This window comes from Cystobacter fuscus (assembly GCF_044360685.1).
GTDB lineage: Bacteria > Myxococcota > Myxococcia > Myxococcales > Myxococcaceae > Cystobacter > Cystobacter fuscus_C.
In genome coordinates this window covers 5,356,893-5,371,255 of the sequence record NZ_CP043491.1, presented here as the reverse complement: position 1 = coordinate 5,371,255, position 14,363 = coordinate 5,356,893, and the positions used below count along the sequence as shown (strand labels likewise).

General features: G+C 66.9%; 13 protein-coding genes. 7 read left to right on the top strand and 6 right to left on the bottom strand.

Features of this window, described 5'->3' with window-relative positions:
* On the top strand, positions 1-762 hold the full coding sequence (locus tag F0U63_RS21945; RefSeq protein ID WP_395847862.1) for a DUF5953 family protein: 762 nt from the start codon (positions 1-3) through the stop codon (positions 760-762).
* A 451-nt stretch (positions 763-1,213) separates the two neighbouring features.
* Here the strand turns inward: F0U63_RS21945 and F0U63_RS21940 are convergent, their stop codons facing one another.
* Positions 1,214-1,972 carry a 2OG-Fe(II) oxygenase gene (locus F0U63_RS21940; protein ID WP_395847861.1) on the bottom strand — a complete coding sequence of 253 codons (759 nt, stop codon included), beginning with the start codon at positions 1,970-1,972 and terminating at the stop codon, positions 1,214-1,216.
* Complete coding sequence (locus tag F0U63_RS21935) at positions 1,972-2,796, bottom strand: GNAT family N-acetyltransferase (protein ID WP_395847860.1); 825 nt, start codon at positions 2,794-2,796, stop codon at positions 1,972-1,974. The genes F0U63_RS21940 and F0U63_RS21935 overlap by 1 nt, the downstream gene beginning before the upstream one ends.
* Positions 2,797-3,471: 675 nt before the next feature.
* Here F0U63_RS21935 and F0U63_RS21930 point away from each other — a divergent pair.
* The 3 genes from F0U63_RS21930 (at position 3,472) to F0U63_RS21920 (ending at position 6,015) form a co-directional block, all read left to right on the top strand.
* Positions 3,472-4,314 carry a hypothetical protein gene (locus F0U63_RS21930; protein ID WP_395847859.1) on the top strand — a complete coding sequence of 281 codons (843 nt, stop codon included), beginning with the start codon at positions 3,472-3,474 and terminating at the stop codon, positions 4,312-4,314.
* Between the two features lie 115 nt (positions 4,315-4,429).
* The gene (locus F0U63_RS21925) at positions 4,430-5,038 is read left to right on the top strand and encodes a hypothetical protein (RefSeq protein WP_395847858.1); all 609 of its coding nucleotides are present in this window, start codon (positions 4,430-4,432) and stop codon (positions 5,036-5,038) included.
* Between the two features lie 68 nt (positions 5,039-5,106).
* Positions 5,107-6,015, top strand: a complete 909-nt coding sequence (locus tag F0U63_RS21920; protein ID WP_395847857.1) for a WG repeat-containing protein — start codon at positions 5,107-5,109, stop codon at positions 6,013-6,015.
* A gap of 10 nt (positions 6,016-6,025) precedes the next feature.
* Here F0U63_RS21920 and F0U63_RS21915 read toward each other — a convergent pair whose 3' ends face one another.
* Together F0U63_RS21915 and F0U63_RS21910 are read right to left on the bottom strand one after the other, a co-directional pair.
* Positions 6,026-6,619 carry an SMI1/KNR4 family protein gene (locus F0U63_RS21915; RefSeq protein ID WP_395847856.1) on the bottom strand — a complete coding sequence of 198 codons (594 nt, stop codon included), beginning with the start codon at positions 6,617-6,619 and terminating at the stop codon, positions 6,026-6,028.
* Positions 6,620-6,709: 90 nt separating this feature from the next.
* Positions 6,710-7,594 carry a LysR substrate-binding domain-containing protein gene (locus F0U63_RS21910; RefSeq protein ID WP_395847855.1) on the bottom strand — a complete coding sequence of 295 codons (885 nt, stop codon included), beginning with the start codon at positions 7,592-7,594 and terminating at the stop codon, positions 6,710-6,712.
* A 100-nt stretch (positions 7,595-7,694) separates the two neighbouring features.
* Between F0U63_RS21910 and F0U63_RS21905 the strand changes: the two genes are divergently transcribed.
* From F0U63_RS21905 to F0U63_RS21895, 3 genes are all read left to right on the top strand, one after another.
* Positions 7,695-9,332: an acetolactate synthase large subunit gene (locus F0U63_RS21905; RefSeq protein ID WP_395847854.1), complete on the top strand. Its 1,638-nt coding sequence runs from the start codon at positions 7,695-7,697 to the stop codon at positions 9,330-9,332.
* Between the two features lie 33 nt (positions 9,333-9,365).
* Positions 9,366-10,799 carry an aldehyde dehydrogenase family protein gene (locus F0U63_RS21900; protein ID WP_395847853.1) on the top strand — a complete coding sequence of 478 codons (1,434 nt, stop codon included), beginning with the start codon at positions 9,366-9,368 and terminating at the stop codon, positions 10,797-10,799.
* Between the two features lie 122 nt (positions 10,800-10,921).
* A complete protein-coding gene (locus F0U63_RS21895; RefSeq protein WP_395847852.1) occupies positions 10,922-11,956 on the top strand; it encodes a prenyltransferase in 1,035 nt (344 codons plus the stop codon).
* Positions 11,957-11,999: 43 nt separating this feature from the next.
* On the opposite strand, the gene F0U63_RS21890 is transcribed toward F0U63_RS21895, so the two are convergent.
* Complete coding sequence (locus F0U63_RS21890; RefSeq protein ID WP_395847851.1) at positions 12,000-13,823, bottom strand: glycoside hydrolase family 3 protein; 1,824 nt, start codon at positions 13,821-13,823, stop codon at positions 12,000-12,002.
* Positions 13,824-13,915: 92 nt separating this feature from the next.
* The gene (locus F0U63_RS21885) at positions 13,916-14,284 is read right to left on the bottom strand and encodes a hypothetical protein (protein ID WP_395847850.1); all 369 of its coding nucleotides are present in this window, start codon (positions 14,282-14,284) and stop codon (positions 13,916-13,918) included.
* Between the last annotated feature and the right edge of the window lie 79 nt (positions 14,285-14,363).

Here is a 14,363-nt window from a genome sequence, read left to right as displayed (position 1 = left end):
ATGACGGAAAAGCGAAAAAAAATGACACTCATCGTCTACGCGCCTGCGCTCGTGGGCGACGACAGTCGACCTGTGGCCGTGGTTCATGGGATGGAGCGTGCGCTCTCTGGCCCGCGCCTGGGATGGACGACTTCACTGGACGGGCAGCGTACCCTCTTGGCGAATCGCGATGCATGGCTGGCCCAACAGAGGATGGACCGAGAATTTCCGCTCCTCCACAACGGCGATGAGCGTGCTTTCGTCTCGGTGTATGGAACGGAAGCGCCTGCGACCAGTTCGCCGGGCGGTCAGGCCCAGCTCGAAATACACGCAAAGCTCCCACTGAGCCCAGAAGGCATTGCAGCGGCAGCGGATGTGCTGGAGGCCGTGGCAGAAACCGCGCGCGCGTACTGGGGGCATGCTACGCCGTCCAAGGCGTCGCTGGATATCGCGCGCCAGACGAAGAATCGGCCAGATGACCTGGAGCCTCCTCCTCGCGGGCTGCCGATGATCAAGTCGCCTAGTGCCATGCGCTCGCCTGAGATTCCGCATCGCCTCGGGTGGCTAAGCTACTGGTCGGCCGCTGCGGCACGGGCCATCGGCTTTCCGGACCCCTCCCGCGACGCGGAGTTGCTGTCACGCTCACGGCGCACCGCGACGGGCGGGTGGGTCGTACAACTCACCGATGCGCCGCTCGACCTGGACAACCCCGCCCACCTGGACGCGCTTGAATGGGCCTACGAGCGCTTCCCGGAGATTGGCGGGCGCTCCACCAGCTCTTGAGCACCTCGGGCGGGCGCGGCTGCCGGAACATCTCCACCCGGCGCGTCCCTCTTGACGCACTACGCCCACCTGAGCCCCGGCATCCGGAGAGAGGCGGTCGCGGTGCTGGACCGTCCTCTTGCTCCGGGATGCGACATACACGCGACACGGTTGGCGGACGCTGCTAACCACCTGTGATTACAGCTACCCTCAAGAGATTTGGCTGCCGATGCAGAGACTCGCTCCAAGTAATGCCGCTGCCAGGGTGTCAAAGAACTCGAGCGACACGACCTGGCACAACCCGCGGCGGGAGGGAGAAAGGCGGCTCGTCGTGGTGGAGGGTGCGCACCGTCAATCCGGTGGCTTCCGCCAGCTCGCCGACCCGCCAGTACCGGCCGCCTGTCTTTCGTTCCTCCATGCCCACGATCTGACGTGACGTCAGGTGCAAGGAGTGCTGTTCAAGAACGAGTTCCTAGGAACGCACTGGCGCCCAGATGGCGCCGTGGGCATCCGGTGCGTCCGAGGACACTTCCGCCGTATAGAAGTAGGCCGCGACCACGGCGCGACCGCGTCCCTCCGGACACTCCAGCGGGGATGGGTGGCCATGCCAGTGGTCATCGCCATGAGCCATCACCACCAGCCGATCGAGCAGCGGAGCGATTCGGGCCTCGCACCTGGAGAGGTCGGCGGTCCACAGCTCGAGGTCTCCGCCCCAGGCGGGTTCCCAATCGGGGTTCAGGTAGTAGAGAACGGTGAGCCGCCGCGAGAGCCCACGCAAGCGATCGCGGTTGAAGTCCGCGTGAAGCGCCAGATGACCCCCTCGAAGCGTGAGGTGCAACCCAGCGCCCCGGAAATGCGGATCCCCGATGAGCCCCTGCACGCCGGTGAGTGTCTCCAGGAAGTCGAGGAACGACATGCTCGACAACTCCGAGAGCAGGTGTCGCAGCGCTCCATGCACCCCTTCGAACGCCTTGCGCTGAAGCTGTCCCAGGCGCGCCGCCTGTTCCTGGTAATCGCGCCGCATCCAGTGGGCCTCGGATGCGCCCGGGAAGACCCCGGCCAGTCCGGACGCGAGCCGCGCGCCCAGGAAGCCATCGATGACGACGTGGGGATAGGGCCGTGCGGCGCCGTAGGTGTCCCGATGGGCCAGCGCGAGCGAGCGGAGCGCCGTACGGGAAAGGAAGAAGCTCGGACCCAGCAAGGGGCCTTCTTCGAAGGTCGCGACGCTCATCAGGCCTCTGTCCGCTGAAGTGGCTGGCCCTCCCGGAGCACCCGCTTGTTGGAGTAGATCCGGAACGTGCACACCTCGCGGAACCCCATCCGCCGGTAGATGCCCACCCCGTCCGCCGAGGCCTGGAGGGCGCCGCGCTTCGCGCCGAGAGAGCGCGCGAAGGACAGGGAGAAGTGCGTGATCGCCGAGCCGTAGCCCCGGTTGCGGTGCTCGGCCAGGGTGCTGATGTCGAAGATGTGCGCGCCCTCCCCCTCCAGATAGATGGAACTCGTCGCCACCGGGCGGCCGTCGACGAACCCAAGGAAGAGCTTCAACGGACGTTCCGCGAGCCGTCCCAGCCGGGCCACCTTCTCGTAGAAGGGCATCACGTAGACGTCCGGCGGCTCGAAGAGCGAGGCGATGATGCGGCCGAAGGCTTCCACCTCCTCTGGCCGCTCCACGAGTTTGATCTCCAGCCCAGCGGGCGGGTTCATCACCGGAAGCTCACGGAGATCGGCGACCATCCCCACGTCGGCCTCGTCCTCGACGAAGCCGTGGCGCTCGAGTGCTTCCAGGAACGGCGCTTCCCGGAGTTCATCGCAGGTCCACCACGCCGCGGGCAGCCTCCTGGCGTTGAACTCCCCGCAGATGCGTCCGGCCAGCGCGGGACCTTCTTCACCGAGCCGCTTGCTGATCACCAGGTTGAAGGTGTCGGTCTCGTGGCCAGAGTCGATGACCGCGTGGTTCGCGGTGTGTTCCACCCTCACCGGTGGGCCGAGCTGGGCCGGATAGTAGGTGTTCTTCCCAATCAACCCCTCGAACAGCAACTCGAGATGCGAATCCATGAGGGGAGTGTACGAGGCTCGCCAGTCGGGTGGCCCTCCAAATCCACTCAGGCCCCGGGCGCCTGGGCCCGTGCGCGCCCTTGCAACCGCGGAGTGGTGACTCTTGTCATCACCTCGCACGGCTCCTCTCGCACCCCTCCGGGCTCCGCCACCCGGCTCCTCGCGCGAAATCCTCAGAATCCTAGAAGGTGTTGAACCGGGGCAGGCACGTTCAGGGCCTAATAAAGACAAGGGGTTGCGACGTGAAACGGAGGGGATGGTTCAGATTCCGAGACACGGTGTTCCCGCGTTGGGGCGCCAGCAGCCTCCATGACCGGAAGCGCCGAACGACAGTCACCAGGTGGTGACTCTTGTCATCACCTCGCACGGCGCCTCTCGCCCTCCTCCGGGCTCCGCCACCCGGCTTCTCGCGCGGAATCCTAGAACCCTAGAATCCTAGAGGGTGTTGAACCGGGACCGGCACGTGCGGGAATACGCCCAGTCCGCTCGGAAGCCTAATAAAGACAAGGAGTTACGACGTGAAACGGAGGGGATGGTTCGGATGGCGAGGCACGGTTCAACGCCCCTCATCCACCTGGGCCTGCGCAGCAGGGGAGCACCAAGGCTTGGCAGTGAGATTGCACAAATCCGGCTCGGCTGAAATCGAACTACTCCCCACTCGAAAGAAGGCACTCCATGGACGGCATGCGCGGGAATCACAGAAGCAGCAGGTATCACCAGCAAACCCACACGAGCTACGCTCAGGGATACGCGCCTGCCCCCTCGCACTCCAGCGCGCCCCCCCCGCAGGTGGGTGCCTCGTATGCGCCGCAGTATCACCCGCCGGCGCCGGACTACTCCTCCTCCTACCAGGCGCAGCATCACTCCAGCAGCGCGGCGAGCCAGCCCCCTCCCCATGTCCTTCAACAGCAGCACCAGGCGATCAGCAGCGTCGCGCAGCCAAACATCTACGGCGCGTCTGGCAAGAAGTACAAAGAGCTCGGAATGCTGCAACAGGGAGGCTATAACAAAGACGTAAACAATGCCATGAACGGGATGGCGGTGCCTTACATGTCTTCCGCGGAGAGGGCGCGGCACGAAGTCTTCGTTCAGAACGGCCGCCTTCATACGTACGGCCAAAATGGGTCGTTGCAGCCGATGGACACCACTGGCGCGGTCAACCCAATGGACCGTCATCTGTTCGTCATGGACGGAAAGGGAGGGGTTTATGCCGGTTCATCGACGGATGTCATGCACCACTCCGCCTTCATGGCCGGCAACCCGGTGGCCGCCGCCGGTACCCTGAAGGTGACACAGGGACAGTTGCATGAGATGAGCGACACGAGCGGGCACTACGCACCTCCTCGTGACTACGGTCAGCAGTTCCACAAGGAAATGCGCAGGCGGGACACGGATCTCTCCCAGGCCAACTTCAACTATCAAGGCATGCCCAAGAAGGACAAGAAGCGGTTGGCGAAGGAAAACGGCATTGAGTTCGAGCGCATGTACCCGCACGGGGTTGAGCGTAAGTATTACTGACGTCTGTCGATCCCGTCTCGCGGGTTGACGCTCAGTCACTCGACTTTCCAAGTGGGGGGACTCTTGCACGAAAATCTGCTCGTCCCCCCACCCCACTGGCCTCTAGCCTGGAAACATGAAGCTCTTCGAAACGTTGCTGCGAGAGTCCTCGCTTCACGACCACGCCGGCTCGGCCTCCAGCCGGGCCGCGCTCAAGGCGAAGCTGACACCCTCCGACACCGTGAAGCAGGTGGCCGAGCACTTGAAGGTTTCCGAGGGAGAGGACCTGCACTTCGACGGCGGCCTCGTGGTGAAGGGCAACCTGGTCATCGAGGACCAGGGGCGCCTGCTCGTGGCCGGCGACCTGGTGGTGGAAGGCAACATCATCCACGAGGGCTTCGACTACTCCCTGCTCTTCGTCGGCGGCTCACTCGCGGCGGACAACCTCCTCTTCCACGGCGAGCTCGTCGTCCTCGGAGGCTTCACGCTCAAGGGCGTCGCGTGGACCTACTACAGTGACTATTCCACCTACGCCGACACGCTGTCCGCCAGACTCGTCGTGGCGGATGACCGCGAGGATGCCATCGGGAAGGTGCACGCGGACCACCACCTCGTCGGCCACTCCAGCCAGATCGGTCCCAAACTGAGCGAGCTGCTCCAGAAGGGGCTCGTGGATGAAGCGGGCAAGTGGTCCTACACCACGCTCGCGAACAAGCTGCTGAAGAAGGAAGCACTGCTGCCGTGACGTGATGCCATGCCCGCACGGGCCTCGAGCGTGGACGAGATGTGGAACCGGTGGCTAGGGTCCGCGCCATGTCCGCCACCCGCTACGGCTTCATCGACACGACAGGGGAACTGGTCATCCCCAGCCCCCATGGAACGCCCTTCGCCTTCAACGAAGGGCTGGCCCGCATGCCCGCGGGGGATGGCTGGGCCTTCGTCGACGTGAAGGGACAACAGGCACTGAAGGTGAGGCGCGCCTTCTCGGGCTTCAGCGACGGGCTGGCGCTGACGGACACGGGCTTCATCGATACGCGGGGCACGCTCGTGTTGCCAGTGACGTTCAAGGCCAACTTCACCAGGTACGTCATCGCGGGAGCCTCGTACTCGAACGTGGGCCGCTTCGGCTCGGGGCTCGCACCGGTGATGCGCTCCGGGGCAAAGGCCACGGACGGCTACATCAATCCCCAGGGCGAGGTGGTGCTGGATGGCTTCGGAGGCGGACTGGCCCGCTCCTTCCTGAAGGGCAAGGCGCTGGTCGCGCTCAAGAAGCCCCCCAAGGGCGAGTACTGGCGCCTCATCGACCCGAAGGGAGCGTGCCTCGCCACCTATCCCTTCGAGACGATGAGCACCTCGTTCTCGGAGGGCCTCGCGCTGGTGCAGAAGGGAAAGACGTTCGGCTTCGTGGACGAGGCCGGCACGTGGGTGCTGGAGCCCACGATCTCCTGCTGGGAGGGCGAGCTGTCCGAGTGCTGGTTCAACGAGGGACTCGCCCGGGTGAAGGTGAAGGGGCGCTATGGTTTCATCGACAAGAAGGGGGCCCAGGTCATCGAGCCCCGCTTCGAGGCGGTGAATGGGGCGTTCTCCGAGGGCCTGGCCGCCGTGAAGGAAGGCGGCCTGTTCGGCTACGTTCGCCCGGACGGAAGCTGGGCGGTGACGCCCCGCTTCGCCGTGGCCCAGCCCTTCTCCCACGGGCGCGCCGTCGTGTTGCTCGCCGGGTGAGCGCGTCCAGCTATCCAGCCTTGTCCATCCGGCCCCACGACCCTTCCTCCAGACACTCTCGGAGCACCCAGCGCATGTGCTCGTCGAAGTCGAAGGTGCAGCCAGAGAGATCGGGTGTCTCATCCAGGAGCCACGTCGCGAGGTCGAAATCGTCGTGGTAGGCCTGCATGATGAGCGCCCCTTTGGCCCGGTACAGTTGCTTATCGAAGCTGTAGAAGTCGCTCACGTACGAGTCCGCGATGTATTGGAATGGAACGAGCCGCCTCCTCACCTCCAATTCGCGGCGGGCGGCTTCCTTCTCTTCTTCCCCGTCGCCGAACGAGTCCTCCTCCACAAACTCCTTGTTCCATTCGTGGCGCTCCAACACCTCCGCGGGGCTCAGCATTCGGGCCCGCTCCATGCCACGCCAATTCGTCGCACAGAACAAACCGTGCTGAGTGATGAATTGAAGGTACGCTTCTGGAAGCACCTTGCCCAGCGTGCTCTCCAGCCGCCTCAGCTCCTTTGCATCAACTGGCGTCACTTGCACCGCTCTGAGGGGAAGCTCCTTCTCGCGCTCGAGACGATCCTTCAGGGCTGCAATGGCTTCGATGGCACTCAGCACGTTTCCGGCTCCTCGGTTCCCGACACTGGGTGTCCGCGAATACGGGGGGATTGTACGTGGCGCGTGGGTCAGGCGGCCGTCCAAATCCACTCAGGCTCCGGGCTCCTGGGCCCGTGCGCGCACCTCCGCGGCGAACAGTTCCGCCGCGGGCGTGCGCGGCGCGCCCTTGCGCCACAACAACGCCGCGAGCTCGGAGCGCGGCGCCGGAGACAGGCGCTTCACCACCAGCCGCTCGGCCTCGGCGAGCCGCGGCTCGGGCAGCACGGTGACGGCGAGGCCCGCGCGCACCATCGCGAGCACCGTGGCCACCGCGTTCGACTCGAGCGCGATGTGCGGGGCGAGCCGCATGGCATCGAAGTAAGCGTCCACGCGCCCGCGCACGCGCGAGCCTCGCGAGAGCAGTGCGAAGGGCTCGGCCACGAGCTGCTTCACCCCCACGGACTCCGCTCCCGCCAGTGCGTGCCCCCGCGCGACGACGAGCGCGAGCCTGCTGTCGAAGACGGGCTCCGCGTCCAGGTCCGGTGAGCGCGCGGGCGCGTACGCCAGCCCCACGTCCAGCTTGCCGTCAGCCAGGCGCCGCTCCACCCGCCGCACGAGTGCTTCCTCGGCGCTCAGCGCCAGGCGCGGGTGCCGGCGCAGCACGGCCGCCAGCGCCGGCACCACGACGCCGCGCATGCTCGGCGGGTAGCCCACCCGCAGCGCTCCCGTGGCCAGTCCCTTCAGCGCGCTCACCGCCACCCTGCCCGCGTCCACGTCCTCCAACGCGCGCGAGGCGTACGTGCGGAACAACTCCCCCGCCTGCGTCAGCCGCACCCCCGTGCGCGCGCGCTCGAACAGCGGCGAGCCCAGCTCCTCCTCGAGCTGGCGGATCTGCTGCGACAGCGTGGGCTGTGAGACGTGGAGGTGCCTGGCGGCACGTCCGAAGTGGAGGGTGTCGGCGACGGCGGAGAAGTAGCGGAGGTGGCGCAGCTCCATTCCCCCATCATAGGCAATACCTATCGACTCCATGGGAACAAACGAATGGACGAATCGTGGGCCTTCTTTACATTTCCCCTCGTCGCGAAGGAGAAAACCCATGAAGGCATCGGATCTGTTCGTCAAAGCGCTCGAAGCGGAGGGCGTGCGTTGTGTCTTTGGACTCCCGGGTGAGGAGAACCTGGATCTGCTCGAGTCGATGCGCGCCTCGGGCCTGCGCCTCGTCGTCACCCGCCACGAGCAGGCCGCAGGCTTCATGGCCGCCACGTGGGGCCGGCTCACCGGGCGCGCGGGCGTGTGCCTCGCGACGCTCGGGCCCGGCGCGACCAACCTCGTCACCGCCGCGGCCTATGCCCAGCTCGGCGGCATGCCCATGGTCATGGTCACCGGGCAGAAGCCCATTCGCGCCAGCAAGCAGGGCCACTTCCAGATCGTCGACGTCGTGGGGATGATGCGGCCACTCACCAAGTCCACCCGCACGCTCATCTCCGCCGATCACGTCTCCTCGGCGGTGCGCGAGGCGTTCCGCCGCGCCGAAGAAGAGCGCCCCGGCGCGACGCACCTGGAGCTGCCCGAGGACGTGGCCCGGGAGACCTCCGACGCCACTCCCCTCGCCCCCTTCACCCACCGCCGGCCCGTGGCCGACGAGGCCTCCATCGCCCAGGCCGTCGAGACGATCGCCTCCGCCCGCCGCCCGCTGCTCATGATTGGCGCGGGTGCCAACCGCAAGCTCACCTCGGAGATGCTCCGCGTCTTCGTGGACCGCGTGGGCATGCCCTTCTTCAGCACCCAGATGGGCAAGGGCGTGGTGGACGAGACGCATCCGCTCTGGATGGGCACGGCGGCGCTCTCCGACGGGGACTTCGTCCACCGGGCCATCGAGGCCTCGGACTGCATCGTCAACGTGGGCCACGACGTCATCGAGAAGCCGCCCTTCGTCATGCGCGACAACCGCCGCACGGTCGTCCACCTGAACTTCTCGTCGGCCGAGGTGGACCCCGTGTACTTCCCCCAGGTGCAGGTGACCGGCGACATCGCCAACGCGGTGTGGCGCATCGCCGAGGGCGTCGGTGGCCCGCGCGCGCACTGGGACTTCTCGTCCTTCGAGCGGGCCCGCATGGGACTCGACGCGCAGCTCGCACGCGGCATCGACGACGACCGCTTCCCCATCTACCCCGCGCGGCTCGTGGCCGAGGTGCGGCGCGCCATGCCGGACGACGGCATCGTCTGCCTGGACAACGGCATGTACAAGCTCTGGTTCGCCCGCTACTACCGCTGCCGTCGGCCCAACACGCTGCTGCTCGACAACGCACTCGCCACGATGGGCGCCGGGCTCCCGTCCGCCATCGCCGCCAAGCTGGTGTACCCGCGGCGCAAGGTGGTCGCCATCTGCGGTGATGGCGGGTTCATGATGAACTCGCAGGAGCTGGAGACGGCGGTGCGCCTGAAGATGGACCTGACGGTGGTCGTGGTGCGCGACGACGGCTACGGGATGATCCGCTGGAAGCAGGGCCAGATGGGGCTGCCGGACTTCGGCATGGAGCTGGGCAACCCGGACTTCGTCCGCTACGCCGAGGCGTACGGCGCGCGGGGACACCGCCCGGCGAGCGCCTCGGAGTTCGGCACCACGCTCGCGCGCTGCCTGGAGTCGGGCGGCGTGCACGTCATCGACCTGCCCATCGACTACTCGGACAACTCGCGCGCGCTCGGAGCCGGTGCCGAGGAAGCCGCACACTGAGCCCCGAACACGAGACAGAAAGTGAGGAACGCCATGCTGGCTGAACGCTATCCGTATTACCTGGCCAACCGCCCGAGGCAGCCCAACGCGGAGCTGGCCGTGACCGACAAGTATTCGGGCGAGGTCGTGACCCACGTGGCGCTCGCGGACGCGGGCGCCGTGGAGGAGGCCATCGCCGCGGCGGTACGTGCCACCGGCCCGATGCGGCGCCTGGCGCCCTACGCGCGGCAGGAGGTGCTCGAGCACTGCGTGCGCCGCTTCCGCGAGCGGGCCGAGGAGTTCGCGCTCGCGCTCTGCATCGAGGCGGGCAAGCCCCTGCGCGACGCGCGGGGCGAGGTCACCCGGCTCATCGACACGTTCAAGGCGGCGGCCGAGGAGGCCGTGCGCAACGAGGGCGAGATGCTGAACCTGGAGGTCTCACCACGCGCGGCCGGCTACCGGGGCTTCACCCAGCGCGTGCCCGTGGGACCGTGCTCGTTCATCACGCCGTTCAACTTCCCGCTCAACCTGGTGGCGCACAAGGTGGCGCCCGCCATCGCCGCGGGCTGCCCCTTCGTGCTCAAGCCCTCGGACCGCACCCCCGTGAGCGCGATGCTCATGGCCGAGGTGCTCGCCGAGACGGCGCTCCCCGAGGGCGCCTTCTCCGTCCTCCCCACCCGGCTCGCGGACGTGGGGCCCTTCATCGAGGACGAGCGGCTCAAGCTGCTCTCGTTCACCGGTTCGGAAAAGGTGGGGTGGGAGCTCAAGGCACGCGCTGGCCGCAAGAAGGTGGTGTTGGAGCTGGGCGGCAACGCGGCGTGCGTGGTGGACCACGACCAGGGCGAGCGCCTGGACTTCGTCGCGGACCGCGTGGCTCATGGCGCCTTCTTCCAGGCGGGACAGAGCTGCATCTCGGTGCAACGCGTGCTCGTGCACGAGTCGCTGTACGGCGCGCTGCGCGAGCGGCTCGTCACGAGGGCGCGGGCGCTGCGCTCGGGAAACCCCAGGGACGAGACCACCACGCTCGGCCCCATGATCGATGAGCCCGCGGCCCGGCGGCTGGCGGGGTGGATCGAGCGCGCGGTGGCGCGGGGGGCACGCGTGCTGGCCGGAGGAGGACGGCGTGGCGCACTGCTCGAGGCCACCGTGCTGGAGGGCGTACCCGCCGACGAGCCGCTGTCCGCGGAAGAGGCGTTCGGACCGGTGGTGCTGCTCCAGCCCTTCCGCGAGTTCGACGAGGCGCTGCGCATGGTGAACGACGGGCGCTACGGGTTGCAGGCGGGCCTCTTCACGAACGATCTGTCCAAGGCGATGCGGGCCTGGGACGAGCTGGAGGTGGGGGGCGTCGTCGTGGGGGACGTGCCGAGCTTCCGCGTCGACACGATGCCCTACGGGGGCGTGAAGGGCTCGGGGTTGGGGCGCGAGGGCGTGAAGTACGCCATCGAGGACATGACCGAGCCGCGGCTGCTCGTACTGCGCCAGGGATGAAGACAGCTAATGTTTGAAAATTGAAATGAGAGTCCTCGAAATCGCGAGTCTCTCTTCTCGATTTTCGATAAAACAAAACACACTCCCCGTGCATGACGCGACGTGGCATGGTCATGAATACCATGACTATGCACGCAACGTTCAAACACCTGCTGGCACTGGGTCGCGTCAAGTTCCTGCTGTACAGCCCCATTCTCTACACGGTGGGAGCCATCATCCCCACGGTCTCGGGTGGCGCCATTGATGCCTCCCGATTCCTTCATGGCGTGCTCTTCACGTGGGTCACCCACCTGATGACGCACTATTCCAACGAGTACTACGATCTGGAGCCAGACCGGGCCAACACGTCTCCGTCTCCATGGACAGGCGGTAGCCGGATCCTCGTGAAAGGGATCATGGAGCCGCGGCACTCCCTGTACATCGCGTATGCCTTGACGGTGGTGTCCATCGCTCTCGCCCTGCTCATGCCGACCCCCAGCGCCCGCCTCCTCGGCCTGGCCGCCATCTTCTTCTCCTGGCAGTACAGTGCACCGCCGCTCAAGTTGGAGGCCGTGGGCCTGGGCGAGTTCACCGTCACCCTGGTGCTCAACACCCTGGTTCCACTGCTCGGCTATTGCCTCCAGAGCGGCGGACTGCGGCCCCATACGCTGCTGCTGGTCCTCATCCCGCTCGGCATCATCGAGTACATCCGGATGATGGTCATGAACATGGCCGACTGGGAGAGCGACGCGAAGACCTGGAAGAAGACCCTGGTGGTGCGCATCGGAATCGAGAACGCCGTGAAGATCCATGGCATTGGAATGCTCGCGGCGTACCTTTCGCTGATTCCGCTCTACCTGGCGGGCGTACCGGGCATCATCCTCCTCGCCCTGAGCACCACGGCGTTCATGGGGCTGGGCTACGCTTGGCGGCTTCAGCGGGGGGCCTGGAAGAAGAAGGAGACGATGTGGATCATCCCCTACGTGGCCTCCACCCATAATGGATTGGGAGGCTCGGCCGCGCTGATCGGGATGATCTTCCTCAAGCCTGGCTTCTCGTTCTTCGCCCTCGAACTCTTCCCGCTGTATCTCTATCTGGGAGGCTTCCTCCTGCTGCGCGCACTGGCTCGCCGCAATCGGAACCAGGCCAGTCCCCCGCCCATGGGTGTGGCGACTTGAGCCGGAGGGCCCTCGGCATCGCGAGGGCCTCCGCATTCAACGCCTACTCGCCGTAAGAGAGGCCGTGCCCGACCGGGTAGAGCACCCCGGAGGCCGTTCCCACCTCGGGAATGGCCACGGGCAGCCGGCCCGAGGGGTTCACCTCCCCCAACAGCACCCGCGCCAGCGCCTTCATGGAGACGGGCCGGTAGCCGTAGGTGGCCACGTAGGTGGACACATCCGGCAGGTGGGCGATGTCATACGGCTCGCGCACCGAGACGACCACCACCGGCTTGTTCGTGCCCTGGAGCGCGCGGACCAGCTCCTTCTGGGCGCTGGACGTCCAGACGCGGTTGACCAGCACCACGAGGACGTCCGCGCGTGCGGCCGAGGCCACCGCCTGGTCGATCTTCGCCTGCGTCGGCGAGGTGCCCGTCTCCACGGTCTCCACGGACCGGCCCCGCCGGGCCAGCTCCTGCTCCAGCGTGGCCGTCGCCGCGACGCCCCACCCCGTCACCAGCACCTTGCCCGCCTCGGGCTTCAACGGCAGCACGCCCGTCTCGTGCTTCACCAGGGTGATGCCGCGCTCGGTGATGGCGTCGGCCATGGCCAGGTGCCCGGAGGCGCCCACCCGCTGGAGCCCGGCGAGCTCCACCAGGGGCTGGGCGAGCACCCCCCGCTTCTGCTTGAGCGTCAGGATGCGTCCCACCGCCTCATCGAGCCGCTCCTGGCTGATCTCCCCGCTGGTCACCGCGTCGCGCACGGCGTTGTAGGCCACGTCGATGCGCTGCGGCATGAGGAGCAGGTCCACGCCGGCCTTGAGCGCCTCCACGGGAACGCGCGCGTCGCTGGCATCACCGTAGGGCTTCGCACCCTGCATGGAGAGCGAGTCGCTGACCACCACGCCCTTGAAGCCGAGCTGGCCCCGCAGCAGGTCCGTCATGATGGCGTGGCTGAGCGTCGCCGGCAGGCCCGAGCTCTCCAGCGCGGGCACCACGATGTGGGCGGACATGATGGCATCCACCTCGGCGTCGATGGCGGCCACGAACGGCGGGAGGTCCACCGCGTCGAATTGCTCCCGGCTGTGATTGATGATGGGCAGCCCGTAGTGGCTGTCCACGTCCGTGTCGCCATGGCCGGGGAAGTGCTTCACGGTGGACGCGGTGCCCTCGCCCTGCATGGCGACCACCTGCACCTGCGTGAAGGCCGCCACCCGCGCGGGATCCAGTCCGAAGGAGCGCACGCCGATGACGGGGTTGAGCGGGTTGCTGTTGACGTCCGCGACCGTGCCGAAGTTCTGGTTGATGCCCATGGCGCGCAGCTCCCGCCCGGTGATGACCGCCGCATGGCGCGCGGTCTCCACGTCCTGCGTGGCGCCCAGGGCCATGTTGCCGGGAAACTGGGTGGCCGGCTCGGTCACCCGCACCACCACGCCATGCTCCTGATCCGTGGCGATGAGCAGGGGGATGGCCCGCTCCTGGCGCATCGCCACCTCCTGCAGCCCATTGGACAGCTGGGCGATCTGCTCCGGGGTCCCCAGGTTGTTGGCCCAGGTGAAGTAGATGATGCCGCCCAGGTGGTAGCGCTCGACGAGCTGCTCCGCCGTGTCCAGCCCGTGGTCCTTGCGGTTGCTCTCCATCATCTGCGGATCCGCATCCGCGACGCTCTTCCCATAGGCATGGGTCATGAAGAGCTGACCCACCTTCTCCTCGAGCGTCATCGCCTTCAAGCGGCAGGGCACCCAGTCCGGCGAGGACACCTCGGGTGGGGCACTACAGTCCGGTGTGACGGGAGGCGCCGGAGGTGGCTCCTCCTCGCAACCGGCGCTCGCGAACATCAGTCCGCACAGCGCGATGGACGTGAACCACCTTCCACCAACCTTGATCATGGGAGTTCCATCTTCCAGGGTGTAAATCGGGTTTCGCGGACCATACCCGGGAACACGGACCCCGCATCGACGGGGTGGAGTGCGGAAACGATTCAGGCCCGGGGCGCGTGGAAGCGCGAACCCATGGCCAGCCGCAGGGCGCCCACGGAGGCCACCAGTGCCGAGAGGGTGGTGAGCAGGAGCGCCAGCGCCACGTTGTGCAGCGCCTCGCCCAGGCCGAGGAGGAGCACGCCCGGGCCCTGGTCCACGAGGGGGCCCGTGTAGGCACCCAGCATGACGATCACCCCGCTGAAGAAGCCCAGCCCTCCGGCCAGGAGCGTGAAGAGGCCCAGGGTCACCAGCAGGGGCACGTACCGCGTCTCGGGGCGCTGCACGTAGCGCAAGCTCGTCCCCAACAGTCCGAGCCCCGCCAACAGGGTCGGGTACATGCCCCAGCCACCGGCCACGAATGCCTCGTTCATGCGTCCTCCTCGTGTGGATGCGGTTCTCGGACAACACGTGCGGAAACGGGTTCCCGCCTTTTTTCGCGCCATCCCCTCA